This is a genomic window from Paenibacillus sp. IHB B 3415, from assembly GCF_000802655.2.
In the GTDB taxonomy this organism is placed as follows: domain Bacteria; phylum Bacillota; class Bacilli; order Paenibacillales; family Paenibacillaceae; genus Paenibacillus_AQ; species Paenibacillus_AQ phytohabitans.
This window is the reverse complement of the sequence record NZ_JUEI01000054.1, coordinates 13,217-34,977: the sequence shown is the minus strand read 5'-3', so window position 1 is coordinate 34,977 and position 21,761 is coordinate 13,217. Positions and strand designations below refer to the sequence as shown.

10 protein-coding genes are annotated in these 21,761 nt (G+C 53.0%); all 10 read left to right on the top strand.

All coding sequences use genetic code 11. The annotated features are described in order from the left end of the window. Nucleotides 1-15: 15 nt before the first annotated feature. The gene (locus QW71_RS22280) at nucleotides 16-8,739 is read left to right on the top strand and encodes a chitobiase/beta-hexosaminidase C-terminal domain-containing protein (protein WP_039303939.1); all 8,724 of its coding nucleotides are present in this window, start codon (nucleotides 16-18) and stop codon (nucleotides 8,737-8,739) included. A 31-nt stretch (nucleotides 8,740-8,770) separates the two neighbouring features. Further along, nucleotides 8,771-9,460 (top strand): serine protease, encoded by a 690-nt coding sequence (locus tag QW71_RS22275; RefSeq protein WP_039303936.1) that lies wholly within the window; start codon nucleotides 8,771-8,773, stop codon nucleotides 9,458-9,460. A 159-nt stretch (nucleotides 9,461-9,619) separates the two neighbouring features. Next, on the top strand, nucleotides 9,620-9,982 hold the full coding sequence (locus QW71_RS22270) for a LytTR family DNA-binding domain-containing protein (RefSeq protein ID WP_042211858.1): 363 nt from the start codon (nucleotides 9,620-9,622) through the stop codon (nucleotides 9,980-9,982). An 82-nt stretch (nucleotides 9,983-10,064) separates the two neighbouring features. After that, complete coding sequence (locus QW71_RS22265) at nucleotides 10,065-11,243, top strand: MalY/PatB family protein (protein WP_039303930.1); 1,179 nt, start codon at nucleotides 10,065-10,067, stop codon at nucleotides 11,241-11,243. A gap of 337 nt (nucleotides 11,244-11,580) precedes the next feature. After that, nucleotides 11,581-13,884 (top strand): helix-turn-helix domain-containing protein, encoded by a 2,304-nt coding sequence (locus QW71_RS22260; protein WP_039303929.1) that lies wholly within the window; start codon nucleotides 11,581-11,583, stop codon nucleotides 13,882-13,884. 1,108 nt (nucleotides 13,885-14,992) lie between these two features. Continuing rightward, the gene (locus QW71_RS22250; RefSeq protein WP_306766058.1) at nucleotides 14,993-15,910 is read left to right on the top strand and encodes a sugar ABC transporter permease; all 918 of its coding nucleotides are present in this window, start codon (nucleotides 14,993-14,995) and stop codon (nucleotides 15,908-15,910) included. Between the two features lie 12 nt (nucleotides 15,911-15,922). After that, a complete protein-coding gene (locus tag QW71_RS22245) occupies nucleotides 15,923-16,822 on the top strand; it encodes a carbohydrate ABC transporter permease (protein ID WP_039303927.1) in 900 nt (299 codons plus the stop codon). Nucleotides 16,823-16,842: 20 nt separating this feature from the next. After that, complete coding sequence (locus QW71_RS22240; RefSeq protein ID WP_039303925.1) at nucleotides 16,843-18,528, top strand: ABC transporter substrate-binding protein; 1,686 nt, start codon at nucleotides 16,843-16,845, stop codon at nucleotides 18,526-18,528. A 191-nt stretch (nucleotides 18,529-18,719) separates the two neighbouring features. Then, nucleotides 18,720-20,090: an alpha-L-fucosidase gene (locus QW71_RS22235; RefSeq protein ID WP_039303923.1), complete on the top strand. Its 1,371-nt coding sequence runs from the start codon at nucleotides 18,720-18,722 to the stop codon at nucleotides 20,088-20,090. A 37-nt stretch (nucleotides 20,091-20,127) separates the two neighbouring features. Further along, the gene (locus QW71_RS22230; protein ID WP_039303921.1) at nucleotides 20,128-21,741 is read left to right on the top strand and encodes an amidohydrolase family protein; all 1,614 of its coding nucleotides are present in this window, start codon (nucleotides 20,128-20,130) and stop codon (nucleotides 21,739-21,741) included. Nucleotides 21,742-21,761: the final 20 nt, after the last annotated feature.

Below are 21,761 nucleotides of genomic sequence, written 5' to 3'. Positions count from 1 at the left end.
TCGGGTGGTGTCAATATGGCTTTGAAGCGGAAATCAATTATAGGTTATCTAATAGCGCTGGCAGTGGTTGTCGTGGCGGCAGTTGCCGGAGGCATTATGGCCAAGGCTGATCCGCAGACCTGGGACAGCCAAGCGGATGTCACATGGTATGTACCAACTAATGATACCTTCAAAATTAACAATGCAAAGGAACTTGCAGGTGTTGCCAAGCTGGTCAACGAAGGCACGGGTAACGGCCTGCAAGGGAAGATCCTGGAAATTACTGCCAACTTGAATCTCTCTGACTATCAGTGGGTGCCGATAGGTACGGCTGAGCATCCATTCCGGGGAACATTGATCACAGAAGGCGGGTTGATGAAGAAAATTTCCGGGATGAATGTAGTAGAGAATCGTTCATACCAGGGATTGGTAGGAAACATGGAGGGCGGTACCGTAGGCGGCCTGATCTTTGACACAGGCTCCATCACTGTCACCGGTGTAACCTATGATGTATATGCAGGCTCCGCAGTAGGTAAAATGAGCGGCAGCAGCATCGTTTTCGATATTACCAACAATATCAGCATCAGCACTCACGCTTCTCCGTACCGCTCCTTCACGGGCGGAATTGTCGGAATGGGCGAAGGCATGATCTCTAACTCTATCAACAACGGAACCATTACGGCGCAAGGTTCAGCTGATATCGGCGGGGTCCTGGGCTACGGCACATCCAAAGGCATCATCATCAAAAAAGTGGTCAATAATGCAGCAATTCTCGCACAAGGTACTGACAGTGCCGTTCTCACCGCAGGCGGGATTGCAGGTCATACTACAGGACCGCTTAGTCTGAGTGATGAAGATACTCCGATCATCAATAATGCTTCTGTCACCATCGCTGGCGGAAACCAGGTTGTGGCAGGCGGAATTGCCGGTAAAGTGGACAATACCGTAGTATTCTCTAACATGACTACCAATAAGGGTGCAGTTACGGTTAATGCATCTGCGGCAGAAGGCTCGGCAGCCGGGGCACTGGTGGGTGCGACAGGGACGGTAGTCAGTCCGGAGGTTGGGATTACGTTTGTAAATACCGCTCCGGTAGTGAATAATGGCGGCAAGAATGTATACACAGGAGGAATTGCCGGATACACCGGCAGCAAATTCACCTGGACACATGCTTACATCAACACGCAGCCGATTACAGCTACAGGTACACAAAATGTATCTACTGGCGGATTTGTCGGACATGCTGCAGGCGGACTGGTAACCAGCAACGCTGCAGCAGGGGTGTTTGAGAATAAAGCGCTTGTCTCGGTTAACGGAGGAACAGGAATTTATACTGGCGGGATTGCCGGTTATGATGCCGGCGGGAATATAGGCCAGGCCTCCTCCACAGGTGCACTGAATGTAAAAGGTACTGCGGATGTATACACCGGCGGTATCGTAGGGTATGAAGCCGGCGGAACGATTACATCATCAGTAACCGGCAAAACCGCAAGCGATCTTCTGGCGATAACTTCAGATGGCACAATCGGCGGAATCGCCGGCTATCTGGAAGGTACCCTGAATGATTCTTCTGTTAAATATGCAACACTGCAGGTAACTTCTGCAGGCGGGGTTGCCGGCGGAATTGCCGGCAACGCACAAGGAACAATGAACAACATCACTGCCGGAGATGCTTCCTCGGCAAGCTACAGCACATTAATTCTGAAAGCTGTGGTGGCTGCTCCGGCAGACGGCCAGGATAACGTCACGTTCGGCGGACTTGTAGGCGTGAACACTAAGCCTCTGGTTCTGACTGGCGGTAAGGCTGCCCGGATCAGCTTCCTGAATGAAGCCGGCAAAAGCGGATATACCATCGGCGGCGCAGCCGGTAAGCTTACTGCGGATGCGGTAATCGGCACTGTCGCCGTACCTGCGGAAGTACAGGATATACAAGTTGAACTGAAGGCCGACAAGGTCAGCTTCGGCGGCGGCGCAGGGCATAACTCGGCTGCCCAGTTCAACGGACACACGAGCCGTACCGAAATCAAGGCTACAGGTGCTTCGGTAAAAGCTGGCGGAATGTTCGGTGAGAACCATTCGGCAGCAGTAGCTCCGTTCAATCATGCGGAGAATGTAGTTATCACTTCAACGGGTGCGGATAACGTACTTGGCGGTAATACCGGTCTCAATACCGGTCAACTGGTTAACGCTACAGTTACCCAGCTGTCTATTGAGGCGAATGGTGTACGAGCTGAAGCCGGCGGGATTGCCGGACATTCGGAAGGACCGGCAGCTCCTGCTGACCGGGCGGGAATGAAGTCAGCTGTGCTGAATGTTCCCGGGTATGACCCGATGATTACGCTGACAGCAGTGGAATCCAAAGCGGGAGCGGTCGTAGGGGCTGCGAAAACTACGGATATTACTAATCCAGAGGTGAACGCGGCGGATGACGCGCAGGCGTTCATTCAAGCGCAGGCAGCTAAACCGTCTGTCGGCGGCTTGGCGGGTACACTTGAGAACAGCGCTATCTACAGTGACAGCAAAATAGTGAATTTGGAAAATATGTTGATTCTGGTGGCGCCAGCCGCTACAGATGCCTATATTGGCGGTATTGTCGGCTACAATGAAGCCTCCAAGCTTGACCGTCTGGTAGGTACAACGGTTAATCTGACGATTAATGCACCACGTGCTACTGCAGGCGGGGTTGCAGGGTACAACCACGGTAATCCTTCAGGAATTATTGCGAACAATTATATAAGTGCTCTGAATCTGAAGGCTAATGCCGGAGCGGTTTCATCTTATATCGGAGGGATTGTGGGCTTGAATGATGCCCAGACGATTGATCCCGTATTGAATCCGGCCACAGCGGTTAGTACGATTCAGAATACGCGCACACTCGGTACTGTATCCGCTGTTTCACCTACTTCAATCGTGGGCGGGATGGTCGGCGAGAACCGCACTCTGATTGCCAATAACAGCATTACTGATAAGATCACAGTAATCTCCAGAGGCAATTCTTCCATCATCGGTGGTTTGGCCGGGGTGAACACGGCATCAGGAACTCTCTATTATACGTACTCCAATGCCAACTTGACCATTGAGGGTGTAGGCACACTGGCCGGCGGCTTGGCTGGTGAGAATGCAGGAGCAGTTCTCGGCTCTTATGTAGATATCGACGTTACAGGCAATGCAACTGGAACAGCAAGCGGTTCGGTCTACCTGGGTGGGCTGATCGGCAGAAACACAGCCGGTACGGTGGAGCAATCTTATACCTCCTCCAAGGTTACGGCAAACGGCGTATATACGAATGTTGGCGGTCTGGTCGGGGAACACTCCGGCGGTACCATCAAGAACTCTTATGTAGCCAAAAGTGTAGCAGCTGCCAAAGCCAATTCTTACGTTGGCGGTTTCATCGGCAGAATAACTAACGGTAAAGTGAACAATGTATACTCGGCGGCGGAAGTTACTGCTGGTTCGGGCGCTTATGCCGGCGGCTTCGCCGGACGTTATGACAATGCAAGCAAAGAGCTGCTCTACAAGTCTTATTACATTAAAGATGAAGCGCTCAACATCAACTCTGACCTGCCTGATTTCGCAGAGGGCAATCATCGCTGGCTGAATGTGCATGTGCGGCTGACTACGATCCTCTCGGAAACGCTGAAGGACAGAACGGTCTTCCCGGGCTTGTCAGGCTGGGACTTTGAAGGCGCATGGAAATACGGCTCGCTTAACGCAGTATACCAATATCCTGAAGTAAACCGTGCAGCCAATACCGGCGGTGATATCGGCAATGATGTCAATGCCAATATCAACTGGTACATGAAGGATAAGGATGCTATCAACTTCCAGATTACTACGGAAGCAGAGCTTGCCGGTCTGGCAGCGATTGTCAACGGCACAATTGCCGGAGCGGACAAATTCGACTTCACGGACAGAACGGTGACGATCATGAATCCGATCCATATCCAGTCCAAGCAGTGGGTTCCGATCGGCAACAAGGAAGCCAATCCTTTTGAAGGAACCTTCGAAGGAAACAATCACTTGATCGATGGCTTAACCTTGCAGCCGGTGTACACTCATTCCGGATTGTTCGGAGTCATCGGTACGAAGGCGATCGTTCAGAATATCAATCTGGAGCCGCTCTCTGTTGCGGGCAACCAGTACACTGGAGTCCTTGCCGGGATGAACCTGGGTACAGTGAACAATGTGGATCTTAAGCTGCTTGGCGGCGTGAAGGTCAGCGGCGGGATTGTCGGGGGGATGATCGGCAGCAACTCAGGCAGTATTACCGGACTCCACCTTACGCTGGACGGCGGAAGCCGGATTGAGACGGTTGCTGACCACGGCATTGCCGGTGGACTGATCGGTGAGAATACAGCAGATTTCACAACCGGGACTTATACCATTAAGGATATAGACGGAAGCACCGGCAGCGCTGCTGACCATGCGATTGTCGGCGGGCTTATCGGAGTCCAGACGGGTGATGTAACAGGTCTTGAGCATGAAGTGAATTCGCGGTACCGGGTTTCGGCTACGGGAATGGAATCCACTGTCGGCGGACTCATTGGCCAATTCACCTCGGGCCAGGCGAAGGATATTACGCTGACCTTCGCTGACGGAACGCTTGAAGCACGCGGACTCGGGTCGACTCTCGGCGGCATCATCGGCCAATCGGATGCCGGAAACAGCATCAGCAATGTCACAGTGACAGGCTTCGGAAGCGGTGTGCAGTTGACCGCCAACGGTACTGCCGGTGGTGTTGTAGGCGTTAAAGAAGGCAAGCTGGGCGGAATGTTGGCCCGGTCCATTGATCCAGGAAACAGCTTTGACATTGAACATGCAGCAGTTGAAGGCGTGAAGCTGTCTACTACAGGTGACAGCCTGAAGGCTGTTATCGGGGGGATTGCCGGATCGGCTATCCATACGGCGATCAATGATGTCCGGTTCAATGCTTCTCTGCAGGCTGCAGGTGAAGCCATTACTGCGGGAGGTATCCTGGGAGAGAGTGTGAATTCTATCCTGTACCATGCAGATGCATCACCTGATCTTCAGGTTGCAGCGAAGAACGGCGATGCAGTAGTCGGCGGGATTGCCGGAACGGTCTCTGCGGATGATATCGACCAGGGCTTTGATTTCGGCAAAGCCTATCCGCTGTACAGCGGTATTTACATTGCCAAAGTTCAAAGCGGCAAGATAACGGTCACTGGAGCAGACAATAGTGCTGACCTCTATGTGGGTGGTGTGGCAGGCAAGAACGACAATGCCTCAATCTATAGTTCTGAGGTTGCTTCCGAGCTGAATGTAACCGGCGGCAACACAGTGAATGCAGGAGGAGTTGCCGGTTACAGCAGCGGTATCATTGTAGATACCATCGTGAAGACCGGTCTGCATGCGGATACCAGCAGAGTATATAATGCCGGCGGACTTGTCGGCTGGGGATCAGGCGGCGAGATTCATTACAGCAAGGTGATCGCCGGATCTGGACAAGCTCTGACGGTTGGCACAGCGTTAACGCTGGGTCAATCTGTACCGGCGACACATGCCGGCGGGGTAATCGGTATGGGGGATACTATCAAAATTACGCATACCCATACGGATATTCCGGTACAAATCACCGATACCAATCAGGACAATACCATCTATGCGGGCGGTTTTGCCGGACTTCTGGGTGATAATGGTACGCTTGCAGGACAAATTCAGAAATCCTATGCAGCAGGCAAGCTGAATGTCAGCGGCAGATTAGGCTCTTATGTCGGCGGCTTAGCGGGTTCTGTAGATCATTATTCGATTACGGACTCTTATGCTTCCGGTGACATCAGCAATACCGGCTTCGACACACGCAGCGGCGGTTTCGCAGCAGCGGTGGAGAGAAGCGGCAGCATCAGCAATTCTTACGCATTGCAGAACAAGATTTCTACAGTCGGAGTGAAGTCTTCAACCCGTTCTTACAACGGTGGCTTTGCCGGTTATAATGACGGGACTCTGACAGGCGTCTATGCCAATGTTCCGGAGATTTCGGTTCATGTAGCAGGCAATAACGTCTCTACAGGCGCACTGGTCGGCTATAACTTCCGGGACGGCAAAATTTCCGGTTCGTCGTATACGACAGGTACGCTTACGGCTGGACTGAAGGCAGTAGGCCACAATGCAGGTGCGGCAGCTGGCGCTGTGAGTTCAGCAGCGGTTAATCCGCTCAGCTCAGGCACATGGATTATGGATTATGATACCTCCTTCCTGAACGAACTGACAGACGGAACAATCACGGTTCAGACTCCGCTGCAGCTCTCGGGTGCAGTCATGTTCTATAACGAGACAGGCCTGAATTATTACAAGCTGTTCAACAGAACAGCTGACGACAAACCGGAGCTGGCAACCATCCTGCTTGGGGCGGATATTAATCTTGCCGGAAGCACTTGGGTCGCTTTCGACAGCTTTAGGGGAGTATTTGACGGTCAAGGCCATACGATCAGCGGACTTTCACTGAAAACCTCAGAGCAGCAGACGGCCGGATTCATAAAAGAAAACCATGGCCAGATTCTGAATATTAACTTTACCGGAGCGGATATTTCCGGCGCAGTAAATTCAGGTATTGCTGCAGGGATCAATCACACAGGTGCAGTAATCCGCAAGGTTAACGTCAGTGGTTCTGTAGCTGGCAGTGCCACGGCAGGCGGGGCTGCAGGTGTGAATCAAGGCCTCATTGAGAAGGCTACTAATGACGGAGTTACTCTTTCGGGACAGGGCCGTAAAGGCGGAATTGCCGGACGCAACGCCGGAGTGATTCACCAGGCAGTGTCCAAAGGCAATATTGATGTTACTGCCACACTGGCAACCGGCGGAATAGCCGGTGAGAACAGTGCGGAAGGAACAATTACCGAGGCGATTGTCTATGGCGATATCCATGTGGCTTCGGCCCAGGCTATAGCCGGAGGGATCAGCGGTCTGAACGCGGGAGAGATCAAGAACAGCTATTCTGCCGGGGCTATTTACGCAGAAGGAATGTCTACAGCATGGGCTGGCGGTATCGCCGGTCTGGCGGAGAGCGGAGCGATTACTTCTTCCCTGAATACCGGAGAAGTGAAAGCTGGAGTGAAAGGCAAAATCCTTCCGCTGCAGGCCTTCTTCGGAGGGATTGCCGGACAGAAGTCAGATCATGCAACTATCAGCCAATCCTTGTTCAACAGACAAATGCTGAAGAATAATATTGCGTTCTACAATCTGGCTGGTCAAGCAGTAGCTGGCAACAGCAGCAGTGCAATGGGGCTGCTTGGCACAGAACTGACCAGCAAGAATCTACCTGCTGGTCTGGATGCCGGAATCTGGACAGCACAGAACACATTCTATCCGGTACTTCTGGCCTTTAACGGAACAGACGAAGGAACTCTTGCTTCTGCGGCTGTAATACTGAACCCGCAGGATCTGATTAATCGTGTAGGTTCGGGATTCAGCTTGAGCGGCAGCGGAGCTCTGGTATGGAGTGCAGATCCGTCCAAGGCTGATGTGAACGGAGCTGCAGGAAGCTTGAAACAGGGAGGCAGTGCAGTACTGAAGGCAACAGCCGGAGGACAGAGCAGAAGCATTACAATTAATGCGGCTGCACTGCAATACCCGGGCTCGGCAGCTGCACCAACTGCAACGCCAGCGGATAAGAATTTCACCAGTGAAGTGAAGGTGGAACTTGCAACAGGCGAGCAGGGAGGAAGTATCTACTATACACTGGACGGTACGAATCCGACCGAAGCATCGAATCTGTACAACGGAGCTATCGTTCTTAAGAGCACTTCGACGGTTAAAGCTATCACTATTGTTCCAGGCAAAGAATACAGTCCGGCTGCAACCTGGACCTGGACGCTTGTAGTACCTAATCCCGGCCCTGGCCCTGGTCCTGGTACAGGCTCCGGGGGCCCTGGACCTGTTGTTCCGGCTCCGAGTCCAACACCTGAGCCAGCAACCCCAGCGATTACTGCTATTGCAGGTGGATCGACGGTGAATGGAGACAGTGAAGCTCCAGTCAAAATCGCCAAGAACAGCAAGCTGAAGCTTACAGCTCCAGAAGGGCAGACGATCTACTATACAACGGACGGAAGCACGCCGACAGTAAACAGCACGAAATACACCGGTGAGCTGTTGATTACCAAGACCATGACGATCAAAGTGATCACAGATAAGGATGATACTGTCACTACCATTGAGTACGTGGTGGAGAATGCGAAGTACAGCCTGAAGAGCAATGCTGGAGAAATTAAGTACATTGCTGCTTATCCGAATGGGTTGTTTATGCCTAATGCAGCCATTACCAGATATGAGCTGATCCAATCTCTTGCTCCGCTGCTGGATATGGAAGACGTGAATGTAGGAAACCTGTTCAATGATGTAAGTGCAGGTAACGAGGCTTTGACCGGATTCTTCGCTTCGGCAGGAATTATTGAAGGTTATCCGGACGGCGGCTTCGGCGGAACGAAGGGCTTGACGAGAGCCGAGTTCTCCAAGATCATGACTACAGTGCTGAAGCTGGATGTTACAGATACCGGAGTTACGAAGCAGTCGGATCTGAAGGGCCACTGGTCAGAGAATTATGTGAATGCCCTGTCCAAAGCAGGTTATGTACAAGGCTTCCCTGACGGCACATTTAAACCGGGATCACCGATTACCCGTGCTCAGGCTGTAGTGCTGATCAACCGGATTGCCGGTACGAAGAAGCTGACTGTAACAGCTGTGCGGTTCAAGGATCTTCCGGCAACACACTGGGCTTACAAAGACATCATGTCGGTTGTGCAATAATTTGTAATTCTTTTATGAAGGAGATTGGCGGATGAAAACAAAACTGCTTGCCGTAAGCCTGATCTTCTCATTGATCTCGGCAGTGCTCTTCTATTCAGGCACTACCAGCGCCGATACACCAAGTGTGTATAACGCTGAACAGAGCTACGGAATTGCGAATGAAGCCATGTTCTATCTGCGGGTACTCAAAAGTGACGGCACCGCAAGTTCCACGGGGACAGGAATTATCCTGTCTCCGGCCGGAACAGCGGCAACGGCGTATCACGTGGTCAAAGGCGCGGAGCGGATGGAAGGGGTGATGGCGGATGGTAGTATTATCAGTCCGATCAAAGTCACGAAATTCGATGAGCTTAAGGATGTGGCTGTTCTTGAATTGCCAAGTCCTGCTGCTATGAAGCAGAAGGGCAATGCGTATGCTTATCTTCCGCTGCGTAAGGACGTCCTGAAGCATGGAGAAGCTGTATTCGCACTGGGCTATCCGCTTAAGAATACAGCGATCATCACCGAAGGGATTGTCAACACGCCTGCTGCGGAGATCAATGGGAGAAGCCGGATTCTGACTTCGGCCCAGGTGGCAAGCGGGATGTCAGGAGGTCCGCTGCTGGATACACATGGCCAGCTTGCGGGAATTATCTCCGGTTCGCTGCGGACCATGAACAACATTCATCTGGTTGTAAATATGGAGGATCTGCGCAGCCTGCTGCCGGCATCCTTCAAGTAGAGTTCATTTCAGAAGCAGCTCTGACAGCAATGAAGGCTGCAAAATAATAATAACAATGGCTGTCCTCTGACGTTTGGAGCAAACGGGGGACAGCACTTTTTTTAAAAACAAGTACCGATAGACTGCGTAATTCACCGTCCGGAAGGAGGAGGAACCCGAGTGATCAAGGCATTTCTGCTGGATATGAACCAGAAGGATCTTTATAAGCTGTCTTCCATGCTGCAGCATACAGGTAAAGTGAATGTAATTGGCATGTCGGCCTATCCCGAGAACGTCGTGGACAAAATTGTCCTGCTGCAGCCGGATGTGCTGTTTCTGGATCTTCAGCTGCCCGGCCAGCAGGGAATGGTTGTAGCCGAACGGGTAAAAAAGAAGCTGCCGGATATTCAAATTGTGATTGTCACCGAGAGCAAACAGCATGCCCTATGGGCCTTCGACCAAGACATTGTGGATTATGTACTGAAGCCGCTGGAGGAGGTCCGGCTGGGCCAGTCACTCGAGCGGCTGCATAAGGGTAGCTGAAGCGCCAGACTGAATCAGGATGCCGTAAGGCTCTCTCCATGTTACAATAAACGGACAAGCAGAAAGGATGGGGTGATTTTAGTTGAAGTATGATTTTAACCGTATCATTGACCGCCACAATACCCGCTCATACAAATGGGACCAGTCTGAGAAGCTGTTCGGAGACAAGGAGATTCTTCCGCTTTGGGTCGCGGATATGGACTTTGAGAGTCCCCCTGCCGTGAAGGAAGCGATTCTGCGCCGTGTACAGGAAGGGGTGTACGGCTATAGTGTGACGAGTGACTCCTACAAGGAGGCGATTGCCGGGTGGTACCGCAGCCGTCATGACTGGGAGATTCAGAAGGAATGGATCACCGATTCTCCGGGAATTGTGACCTCGCTCAGCCTGTCCGTAGAGCTGTTCAGCCAGCCGGGAGATCAGGTGATTCTGCAGTCGCCGGTCTACTATCCTTTCTATGATGTAATCCGGATGAATGACCGCAAGGTGGCGATCAACCCGCTGAAGCTGGAAGAAGGCCATTATGTTATGGATTATATCCAGCTTGAAGAGCTGATGGCCGGCGGCGCCAAGCTGCTGCTGCTGTGCAGTCCGCATAATCCTGGCGGCAGAGTGTGGGAGCGGGAAGAGCTGCTGCGTCTTGGTGAGCTGTGCCTGCGGTATGGTGTAACGGTAATCTCGGATGAGATCCATTGCGATATGGCAATGCCGGGCTACAAGCATATCCCGTTTGCGTCTCTGTCGCCGGAGCTGTCGGATATTACACTGACTACGCTGGCAGCGACCAAAACCTTCAATCTGCCGGGCCTGCAAACCTCGTATATTGTAACCTCCAACCCGGAGCTGAAGCGTAAATTTGACTATAAGCTCAAGGCACTCAGCCTGCATATGTCGGCATTCTTCACGCCGGAGGCGGTTGAGGCGGCTTATAATGAAGGCGGAGAATGGCTGGATGAGCTGGTGCAGCATATCAGCGGCAATGCCGAGTATGCCATCAGTTACCTCGCTGAGCATCTGCCACAGGTGAAGCCAATGAAACCCGAAGCCACCTATCTGCTGTGGATCGATTGCCGGGCCCTGGGGCTGGATGCGGACGGACTTAAGAACCTGATGTACCGTGAGGCCAAGGTGGCTTTTAACGAAGGCTCTGTCTTCGGAACGGAAGGACAAGGCCATCTGCGTATCAATCTGGCCTGTCCGCGTTCCGTTCTTGCCGAAGCGCTGGAGCGGTTCACTCAGGCTGCTGCCCGTTATGTGAAATAAGTTAAATTACGTCAACAATTATGCTCAATTTAATGACCGCCGTCTCTTCTTGAACGTTATGTTCGAGGGAGACGGCGTTTTTTTTTGCGGATACAGCATGAGTATTATTTCAAAAGACAAAAAGTGTAATACCTAAAATTGGGGGGAGACGGCGTTTTTTTTTGCGGATACAGCATGAGTATTATTTCAAAAGACAAAAAGTGTAATACCTAAAATTGAATCGAAATGTTATAATAAATGACATAATAATTGGTTTTGTCTTTTTTTTCGACAGTAATTTCACTTGAGGTTAAGTAATCTTACATCAATGGGGGTTGAGAAAGGAGGGGCAGCAGCCATGCGGTTGGCGAAGTGGCCGGAACAGCAGCATCTGTTCATGCGGTTGATGATTCCTTATATTTCATTCATGGTTTTTGCCTTATGCCTTGGGGGACTCTTCTATAAGCTAACCTACGATGTCGTCAAGGATGAAGTGACCGGCAGTAATATGCAGCTCCTGGAGCAGGTCAAGGAGACGATGGATATCCGGTTATCCGAGATTAATACGATTGCCCTGCAGCTTCTGAATGATCCGATGGTGCTGAGCTTTGCCCGTGTCAGTGATCCGTTCAGCAGCACAAGAACCTACAAGGTTCTGGAAACCCAGAAGAATCTGTACAGCTATAATACCTCGAATAATTTCGTGCTGGATTACTATCTGATTTTTAAGAACAGCAATTTGGCGTTATCCTCCAATTCCACTTATGAGCTACCCGCTTTCTACAACTATGTGCTCTCCAGTACCGGGACCGATTATGAAACCTGGCGGAGTGATCTGTTCAGTACCTACCGCAACCGTGAGGTTATGGCCTCTGGGTCCACGCAATATCAGGGCAAATCCTATGACATGCTTACCTATGTGCAGTCACTTGGCTATCCGGGCTCCATTCAGGGGGCGCTGGTCATACTCGTGGATAACCGCAAGCTGAAGTCGCTGCTCTCGGGGGTTGATGTGTCCGATGGCGGCTGGGTCTCGATTATCGACAATGAAGGCCGTGTAGTCAGCGCATTATCCGGGGATGGAACGATTCCTGATCTGGACCCTGCGGCGTATCCGGCTGATTCCGGGATTATTGAGGCTTCGGGCAAGACGAACGATATGATGGTGACCTATACCAAGTCTTCTTATAATAAATGGTCCTACGTGGTGGCACAGCCGCCTCATGTGGTTCTGGGCAAAGTCCTGTCGATCAAAAAAATTACTATTATCGTCGTCCTGGCGTTTCTGCTGGTCGGCTTGTTCCTAGCCTATCTGTTCGCTACCCGCAGCGGCAAACCCCTGGTTAGAATCCTCTCGACGCTTACAGAACGGCCCAGCGGCAAACAGCCCCGGCGGCCGAAGGATATGTACGGCTTCATCCAGAATTCCCTATCCACCCTCATTGATAACAATGCGGCACTTCAGGATGAGATTGAGCGGCAGGCTCCGCTGCTGCGGGAGAGCTTCTATGAGCGGCTGCTGAAGGGGGAATTCCTGAATGAGAACGAGATCTACACGCTGCTTCGGCATCAGCATATAGAGATAGCAGGTGAATCCTATGCGGTCGGCATTCTTCATTTCCGCGGGGGAACCCGGGGGATTAACGCCGATGCGCTGCGCAAGCTGGACGTCGAAAGAGTGCTGATCAAGGAAGCGCTGCGGCTGGCGCTGGGTGAAAGCTACTATGTGCATGATGTCGCCGAAGACAAAATAGCCATCCTGTTCGTGGATACAGCCGGGGACAGCATCCGGTTCCGGCGGATGATCGAAGGGGCTATCGCGGGCACCGCAGCGGAGATCGGAGAACGGCTGGCTGTAGGCCTGTATTTCGCGATTGGCGGCTTCCGCACTTCGCTGCTGGATGTGTCCGGTTCTTATGAGGAGGCGCGCCAGTCCCTGTCGTCGATTACCTATGAGGAAATTGTGCAGACAGCCTGGTTCTATGACCTGCCAAGCGAGAACAGCCTGTTCTATTTCCCCGGCGAGGTGGAGAACCGGCTGAGCAATTATACCAAGGCAGGTGAATCCGGGGAGCTCCGGCTGCTGCTGGATTCACTGTATCAGGAGAATTTCCAGCAGCGGCATTTGCCACTAGCGATGCAGCAGCTCTTTTGCTGCGAGATGATTAGCTGTCTGGTGAAGCTGCAGGAGCAGCTGATGCTGCAATACCCGGAAGAGGTAAGCAGTCTGCTGCTGCAGCTGAACGCTACGGAGAATCTGCGCGAGGTCTACCGGAGTGCGGCGGATATCTTCCTCTCCATGAGCGAAGAAGCTGATCACCGCAAGAAGAGCCGCAATGTCAAGCTGATTGACTCCATTCTCGTCTACATTCAGGAGCAGTTCGGGCAGGCCAATCTCAGTCTGGACGCTGTAGCCGAGCATATGAACATCTCTAAAGGGTATATGTCGCAGTTCTTCAAGGAGCAGACGGGAACGAACTTCTCCGAATATCTGGAGCAGCTCCGCATGACTGAAGCCAAGGCGCTGCTGGCCAACACCGGGCTGCCAATCCGCGACATCGCGGAGCAGGTCGGCTATCATTCCACGAACACCTTCTGCCGGGCCTTCAAAAGAGGCAGCGGACTCAGCGCCACCGCCTTCCGGGAATCCGCAACCGGGTAAGGGGGCAGTTCGGAACCAAATGATAGAGTAGTTCGCAGCGGGATGAGAGTACAGTTCGGAGCAGGATGATAGTACAGTTCGCAACCGGATAACGGTGCGGTTCAAATTCATCAATTTCATATGAAGGCTGGGACGAGCTCCTGGCCTTTTTTTAGTATAGGGAGATATAGGTTCCGCGCCGAATGAGCCTTCTACTGCTCATTGAAGCGTCTGCGTAGTGGAATGAAAGGGATAAATCCCATTGAATCTGGCTGGAGTGGGAGAGTTGGGCGAAATGAGGGGGATAAATCCCACTAAATGCGGCTGGAGTGGGGAAATTGGCGGGATGAGAGGGATAAATCCCTCTAAATGCGGCTGGAGCGGGGGGAATGACGAAATGAAAGGGATAAATCCCACTAAATGTGGCTGCAGCAGGGAAATTGGCAGGATGAGAGGGATAGATCCCTTTGAATCGGACTGGATCGGGCGAGTTGGCGAAATGAGGGGCACAAATGCCCCTGAATGTGACTGAGGCGGGCGAGTTGGGCGGAATGAGGGGCATAAGTGCCCCTGAATGTGGCTGAGGCGGGCAAGTTGGCGGAATGAGGGGCACAAATGCCCCTGAATGTGACTGAGGCGGGCGAGTTGGCGGAATGAGGGGCATAAGTGCCCCTGAATATGGCTGGAGTGGGCGAAATGGCGGAACGAGGGGCATAAATGCCCCTGAATATGGCTGAAGCAGGCGATTTCACCTCATGCCGCCCATTTGCACGATAACGTTTATACCGCCGCTTTCCCGATCGCCGCCTCTAATCCCCTGCCAAGCGGGTTGCAGCACGCACAATATCATGTTTTGCATGTCACATAACCTAACTCGATTAAATTCTTTAATATTGATTTTCACCCTCTAAATGGTAAAAAAACGCCCGATTCTACTCAAATGCACACAAAACCAGCAACTGCAAAGGCAGATTTCTTAACAAAAGGCGATGGAATGGCGGATTTACAATTTACGTTCCCGGCTCTCCCGGCCTATGCTGTGGTTACACGGAAGACACACGAACAAGCCTCCTGAGGAATGATCGCAAGTGTTTGCCCAAGTCAAGCATAAGAGGAGGTGAGAACTGAATTGAACGAGAATCCCTTCGTCAAAAAGCTGATCAAAAGCTGGCAATTGTACGCGCTGATGGCTCTGCCTTTCCTCTATCTGATTATCTTCAAATACGTGCCGATGTACGGTGCACAGATTGCCTTCAAGGATTTCTCCGTAGTAAAGGGCATCTGGGGCAGTGATTGGGTAGGCATGAAGCATTTCAGCCGGTTCGTCAATTCTTATGACTTCTGGCGCATTCTGAAGAATACGCTGGTTCTCAGCTTTTACAATCTGATTGCCGGGTTCCCGATTCCGATCCTGCTGGCGCTGGGGCTGAACTATCTCCGTAATGTCCGTTTCCGCAAAGCCGTACAGATGGTGACTTATGCGCCGCATTTCATCTCCATTGTAGTGGTGGTCGGGATCGTGAAGGAGCTGCTGGACCCACGGATCGGCATTATCAACAAACTGCTCGGGTTCATCGGGATTGGGCCGATCAACTTCATGGGTGAGATTTCGATGTTCTCCTCCATTTATGTCTGGTCGGATGTGTGGCAGCATGTCGGCTTTAACTGCATCATTTTTATCGCGGCACTGGCCAGTATTGATCCTTCGCTGCATGAAGCGGCGGTGATGGACGGGGCGACGAAATTCCGCCGGATGTGGCATATCGATCTGCCGGGCATTATGCCGATGGCCATCATCGTGCTCATTCTGAACACGGGGCATATCCTCGATGTCGGCTTTGAGAAGGTGCTGCTGATGCAGAATCCGATTAACCTGAAGGCTGCCGAGATTATCGACACTTATGTGTACAAGGTAGGCTTAACTTCGCAGGTTGCCAACTATTCGTATTCGACGGCGATCGGACTGTTCAAATCGATTATCAATCTAATTCTGCTGCTGACGGTCAACAAAATCGCGCAAAAAACCAAGCAAGGCAGCTTGTGGTAAAGGGGGGCGACCATGAACACGATTTTCCGCAATGATTCCGTAGCCGACAAGCTGTTTACGATCCTGAATACTATTTTTATGAGCTTTCTGTTCCTGGTTGTGCTGTATCCGATTGTGTATATTATCAGCGCCTCATTCAGTGATTCGCAGGCGGTGGTGTCCGGTGAGGTCTGGCTATGGCCGGTGCGTCCGAGTCTGGACGGGTACAGGGCGGTTTTTGAGTACAAGCAGGTGTGGGTCGGCTTCGGCAATTCCATTCTTTATACGGTTACCGGTACGCTGGTCAATGTAATTATGACGGTGCTGGCGGCCTATCCGCTGTCCCGCAGAGATTTCTATGGTAAAAATGGCTTCATGCTCCTCTTCATGTTCACTACCATGTTCACGGGCGGACTCATTCCGGCTTATCTGCTGGTGCGGGATCTCAGCATGCTGGATACCATCTGGTCGATGATTATCCCCGGTGCACTGAGCGTGTGGAATGTCATTATCGCCCGGACCTATTTCCAAATGTCGATTCCGCATGAGCTGCTGGAGGCGGCACAGCTGGATGGCTGCAATGATTTCCAGTTTGTCTGGAAGGTGGTTGTCCGGCTGTCAGGTCCGATCCTTGCGGTTATTACGCTCTATTACGCCGCTGCGAACTGGAACCAGTATTTCAACGCCATGCTGTATCTAAAAAGCCAAGATCACTACCCGCTTCAGCTGGTGCTCAAGGATATCCTGGTCAAAAATGATGTCGATGTCGGCATGCTGTCCGGCGACCCGCAGGATGCGGCCAAACGTGAGGCGATGAAGACACTGCTGAAGTATTCACTGATTGTTATTTCATCTTTTCCGCTGCTGGTCTTCTATCCCTTCGTACAGAAATACTTGGTTAAGGGCGTTATGGTAGGTTCACTCAAAGGATAATCATAAGGGGGACTATATTGATGAAGTTTAAGGCGGTCGTAACACTACTTGTTGGAGTGAGTATGCTGGGCAGTATCCTGAGCGCATGCAGCAGCAGTAATAATAGCAACAGCGGTGCAGCGGCGGGGAATGGAGCTGTAGAGGCCACTGTTGCGGAGGCGGGACAATTCCCGATTGTCGATGAGAAAATCACGCTGCGCGTCATGACCGGGGCCAACCCGTCCGTCGAGGATTTCGATACGAATGAGTTCACTAAATATTTTGAGGAGTTAACGAATATCCATGTAGAGTGGGAGATTGTGCCGACCAGTACGGTTACTGAGAAGCTGAACCTGGCGCTGGCCAGCGGTGATCTGCCGGATGTCATTATGACGATGAATGTGACGCCTGAGCAGCAGGCCCTTTATGGAGAGCAGGGCGTGCTGCTCCCGCTGAACGACTATATTGAGAAATACGGTGTGAATACCAAAAAAATGTTCGAGGAAAGTCCGCTCGTAGAGTCGACGATCACCTCGGCGGATGGTAACATCTACGCGCTTCCTGCACCGAATGAGTGTTACCACTGTTCGATGCGCCAGAAGCTCTGGATCTATGAGCCGTGGCTGGAAAAGCTGAATCTGGACATGCCGACAACGACAGAAGAGTTCTATGAAGTGCTGAAAGCCTTCAAAACCCAGGACCCTAACGGCAATGGCATCGCGGATGAGATTCCTTTCTCCGGTGCACCGCAGGTGAACCAGAGTTCTACGCTTACGACCAGCGTCGAGAACTTCCTGATGAATTCCTTCACCTATGCACCATTCACCCGGATATATGTGAACGATGAAGGCAAGGTGGATGTACCGTTCAACAAGGATGGCTGGAAGGAAGGTCTTACCTATCTTAACCGGCTGTACAGCGAAGGTCTGATGGACCCGCAGGCACTGACACGGGATGCCGCCCAGCTGGTGCAATTGGGTGAAAATCCGGATGTGCCGATTCTCGGGGCCGCCTCCGGTCCGAACCAGAGTGCGCTGACCCAGCTGAACGGATCAAGCGGCAGATGGCTCGAATATGTGGCTGTAGCTCCGCTCAAAGGTCCTGATGGCTTACAGGTTACACAGTATGATCCATATCAGGTGGCACCGGGACAATTCGTTATTACCAATAAAGCCAAGAATCCGGAAGCGGCTTTCCGCTTCGCCGATGCGCTGTATGACCGGGAAATTACACTTCGTTCCACGATCGGCGAGCCGGATGTGGACTGGAGATGGGCAACGGCTGATGAGATCGGCCTGAACGGGGAAGCCGCTGTCTATATGGATATGTCCAAATTCGGGGTCACGCAGAACAAGCAATGGTCGCAGACCGGGATCGCCTACCGTCCAAACTCGCTGCGCCTCGGCCTCGTAGCTAACCCGGAGAACCCGCTGGACAGCATTCTCTATAACGAGACCAAGGAGAAATACGAGCCTTACCGGGTAGACGTCGAAACGGTGCTGCCGCCGATCAACTTCACGGTCGACCAGTCTGCGGAAATCGCCGACCTCTCCAAAACAATCTATGACTACACCAATGAAATGATGGCCCGCTTCATTATCGGCGATGCCGATATCAATGCCGAGTGGGAGCAATATCTGGCTACGCTGGACAGCATGAACCTGAGCCGTTATCTGGAAATCTATCAGGAGGCCTACGAAACGTACAAGTCGGCTACAGCCAAATAAGACTATATAGATTGAACTATAAAACTTTAGAAAAAGGAGAGCTGGTGGAGGGGATTTTGGAACTGTAGGAGCGGTAAAGCTAAAGTTCAAACTATATAGAAAACCCCATACGTCAACCTGCAGCTGCCTGAATTCCGGGCAGCTGTAGATTTAACACGCCCAAAATAAGAGGAAACAACAGGAGGAAGCTCATGACGACACTAGATTTCACTGTACCGGACCACTGGAAATGGTTCACTGAAAGCCGCTACGGCATGTTCATTCACTGGGGCCCTTATGCGCAGCACGGCCGTGGGGAGCAGATCCTATTCCGGGAGCATCTGGACCAGCGGGAATATGCTGAGCAGGCTGCTGCTTGGAACCCGCAGCATTTCGATCCCGAGCTGTGGGCAGCGACCGCAGTGAAGGCCGGGTTCAAATATGCCTGCTTCACAACCCGGCATCATGACGGCTACTGCATGTGGGACAGCGCCTATACGGATTACTCCAGCGCGAAGCTGGCTCCGCAGCGTGACTTCGTCCGCGAGTATGTGGATGCCTTCCGCAAGGCGGGGCTGCGGATCGGACTGTACTACTCCTGGATTGACTGGCGGCTGCCGGCCTATTTCGATGGTCCGGCCAAAGATCCGGAGGGCTGGGAGAAGGTGCGGACTTACCTGCATAACCAGGTGAAGGAGCTGCTGAACAATTACGGCCAGATTGATCACTTCTTCTTCGATGGCGTGTGGCCGAGGAATGCCGATGAGCTGCAGAGCGTCGAGCTGCTGGAGGAAATGCGCAGGCTGCAGCCGGGCATTCTGGTCAACAACCGGCTGGGCTATTCCAGCACCCATGATGAATACCGCGCGGATGGCGGTGTGGGTGCGGGCGACTCGGATACACTGGGTGACTTCGGTACCCCGGAGCACCTCATTGTAGCTGACCGCAAACGGCTGTGGGAATCGTGCCAGGTGACCACCTGGCGGCTCTGGAGCCATGTGTTCGGGGAACGTTGGCGTCCGGCTGATTATTTGCTGGATATGCTCTGCGAATGTGCGGAGAAGGGCGGGGCACACGGCGGCAATCTGCTGCTGAACTGCGGGCCGACAGCAGATGGGGAACTGCCGCCGGAATTTGTGGAGCGGGCGCTGGATATCGGCCGCTGGCTGGAGGTGCACGGCGAGGCCATATACGGCTCGGACGGCGGCTCCATTACGGAATTCATCACCAGAGGGCGGCAGACGACGCGGGAGAACTTCCTGTATCTGATCATCCGCTTCTGGGACGGACGGCCCGTAATGAGACTGGCGGATTTGACCAGCAAAGTGAAAGCTGTAACCTTGCTGACCACCGGCCAGAAGCTGGAATTCGAGCAGCGGGACGCAGAATTATTCATTACAGGCCTGCCTGCCGAAGCGCCGTCACGCCTGTTCCCGGTGATCCGCGTGGAATGTGAAGGCAAGCCCGAAGCCAGTCAGTGGGGCCCGGAACGCCTATGGGAAGGTGATCCTTCCCGGGTAGCGGAATGGGCACGCAGCCAGCGCGGAACTTCGGTCTTCGCGGATGGCATCGAACGCGGATAACTAGGTGGGGTGAGCGGGAACAGAGAGGAGGACGGCGATGCTCGATACAGTGATTAAGAACGGCAGAATTGTCGATGGCAGCGGAAATCCGTGGTTCATCGGGGATGTCGGCATGAGGGACGGCCGGATTGCTGCTGTAGGAATGATTGACGCGGAAGCCCGCGAGGTGATCGAAGCCGGAAGGCAGGTGATCGCCCCGGGATTCATAGACGGGCATACCCATTCAGATCTGATGATTCTGGAGCAGCCCTTCAGCGAGGTGAAGATGAGCCAGGGGGTTACAACAGAGGTTGTAGGGAACTGCGGGCTGGCTCCGGCCCCTTTTCATCCGGACCGGCTGGATATGCTCCGCTCCTATGTTGAACCGGTAATCGGCGCCTCGGATGTGCCATGGTCCTGGCGGACTGCCGGTGAATATATGGAGGTTCTGGCGTCTTCCCGGCCGGCTGAGAATCTGGCCACTTATGTGGCCCATGGACCGCTGAGGATTGCCGCAATGGGCTTCGACAACCGCCCGGCGGTCAGGCAGGAAATGGCCGTCATGAAAGAGCTGCTGGAGGAGGGGATGAAAGCAGGGGCGATTGGTATGTCCATCGGTCTGTTGTACTCGCCCGGCAGCTATGCCTCCAAGGAGGAGCTTGCCGAGCTCTGCTCCGTGCTGCCGCGCTATAACGGAATGCTGGCGGCGCATATCCGCGGCGAAGGCAATAATCTGATCGCCTCCGTCAAGGAGGTGCTGTGGATTGCCGAACGCAGCGGAGTTCCGCTGCAGGTCTGTCATGTTAAGGCGGCAGGCAGGATCAACTGGGGTAAGGTGAACGAAGTGCTGGAGCTGATTGTGGATGCCCGGGCAAGAGGGCTTGATGTCGCCTGCGATGTATATCCCTACGAAGCGGGCTCAACCTCGCTGACTACCGTGCTGCCGCCGTGGGCGCTGGAAGGCGGCATAACCGCTGTGCTTGAGCGCCTGCGTGACCCGGTACAGCGTGGGCGGATCAGGGAAGAGCTTCGCCACGAGCAGACGGAGTGGGATAATCTTGTGGCCTCAACAGGCTGGCAGAGCATCTATGTCTCTGCGGCTGTTACGGCTGCGGGACAGCTGCTGGAAGGCAAGCATATTCTTGAGATCAGCCGGGAGCAGGGAGACGATCCCATTGACTGTGCGCTGGATCTGCTGCAGCAGGAAGACGGCAAAGTGTCGATTGTATATTTTCATATGTCTCAGGCAGATGTGGACCATCTGGTAGCCTGGGAGCATTCGGTCATTATCTCTGACAGCCTGGGCTGTGTGACCGGTAAGCCGCATCCGCGCACCTACGGAACCTTCCCGCGCTTATTCGCCAAATATGTGCGGCAGGATAAGCGGCTTACGCTGGAGCAGGCGGTGCGGAAGGTAACCTCTTTCCCCGCACAGCGCTTCAAGCTGGGCAAGCGCGGTCTGCTTGTGCCGGATTACCATGCAGATATTGTGATGTTTGACCCGGATACGATTACGGACGGGGCGACTTATCTGGCGCCGACACTGGCGCCGTCAGGCATTTCGCAGGTGTGGGTGAACGGTGTGCGCACCCTGTCACACGGCAAGCGCAGCGGGGAACGTCCCGGGGAGCTGATCCGGGCTGGGGCCTGCAAGCATTCATGCCATCATTAATTATAGAAGCTTAACAATCA

What these genes read in the sequence shown, in the direction of transcription:
- QW71_RS22280 (WP_039303939.1), top strand. Translation starts at nt 16, where the DNA reads ATGGCTTTGAAGCGGAAATCAATTATAGGTTATCTAATAGCGCTGGCA.
- QW71_RS22275 (WP_039303936.1), top strand. Translation starts at nt 8,771, where the DNA reads ATGAAAACAAAACTGCTTGCCGTAAGCCTGATCTTCTCATTGATCTCG.
- QW71_RS22260 (WP_039303929.1), top strand. Translation starts at nt 11,581, where the DNA reads ATGCGGTTGGCGAAGTGGCCGGAACAGCAGCATCTGTTCATGCGGTTG.
- QW71_RS22245 (WP_039303927.1), top strand. Translation starts at nt 15,923, where the DNA reads ATGAACACGATTTTCCGCAATGATTCCGTAGCCGACAAGCTGTTTACG.
- QW71_RS22240 (WP_039303925.1), top strand. Translation starts at nt 16,843, where the DNA reads ATGAAGTTTAAGGCGGTCGTAACACTACTTGTTGGAGTGAGTATGCTG.
- QW71_RS22235 (WP_039303923.1), top strand. Translation starts at nt 18,720, where the DNA reads ATGACGACACTAGATTTCACTGTACCGGACCACTGGAAATGGTTCACT.
- QW71_RS22230 (WP_039303921.1), top strand. Translation starts at nt 20,128, where the DNA reads ATGCTCGATACAGTGATTAAGAACGGCAGAATTGTCGATGGCAGCGGA.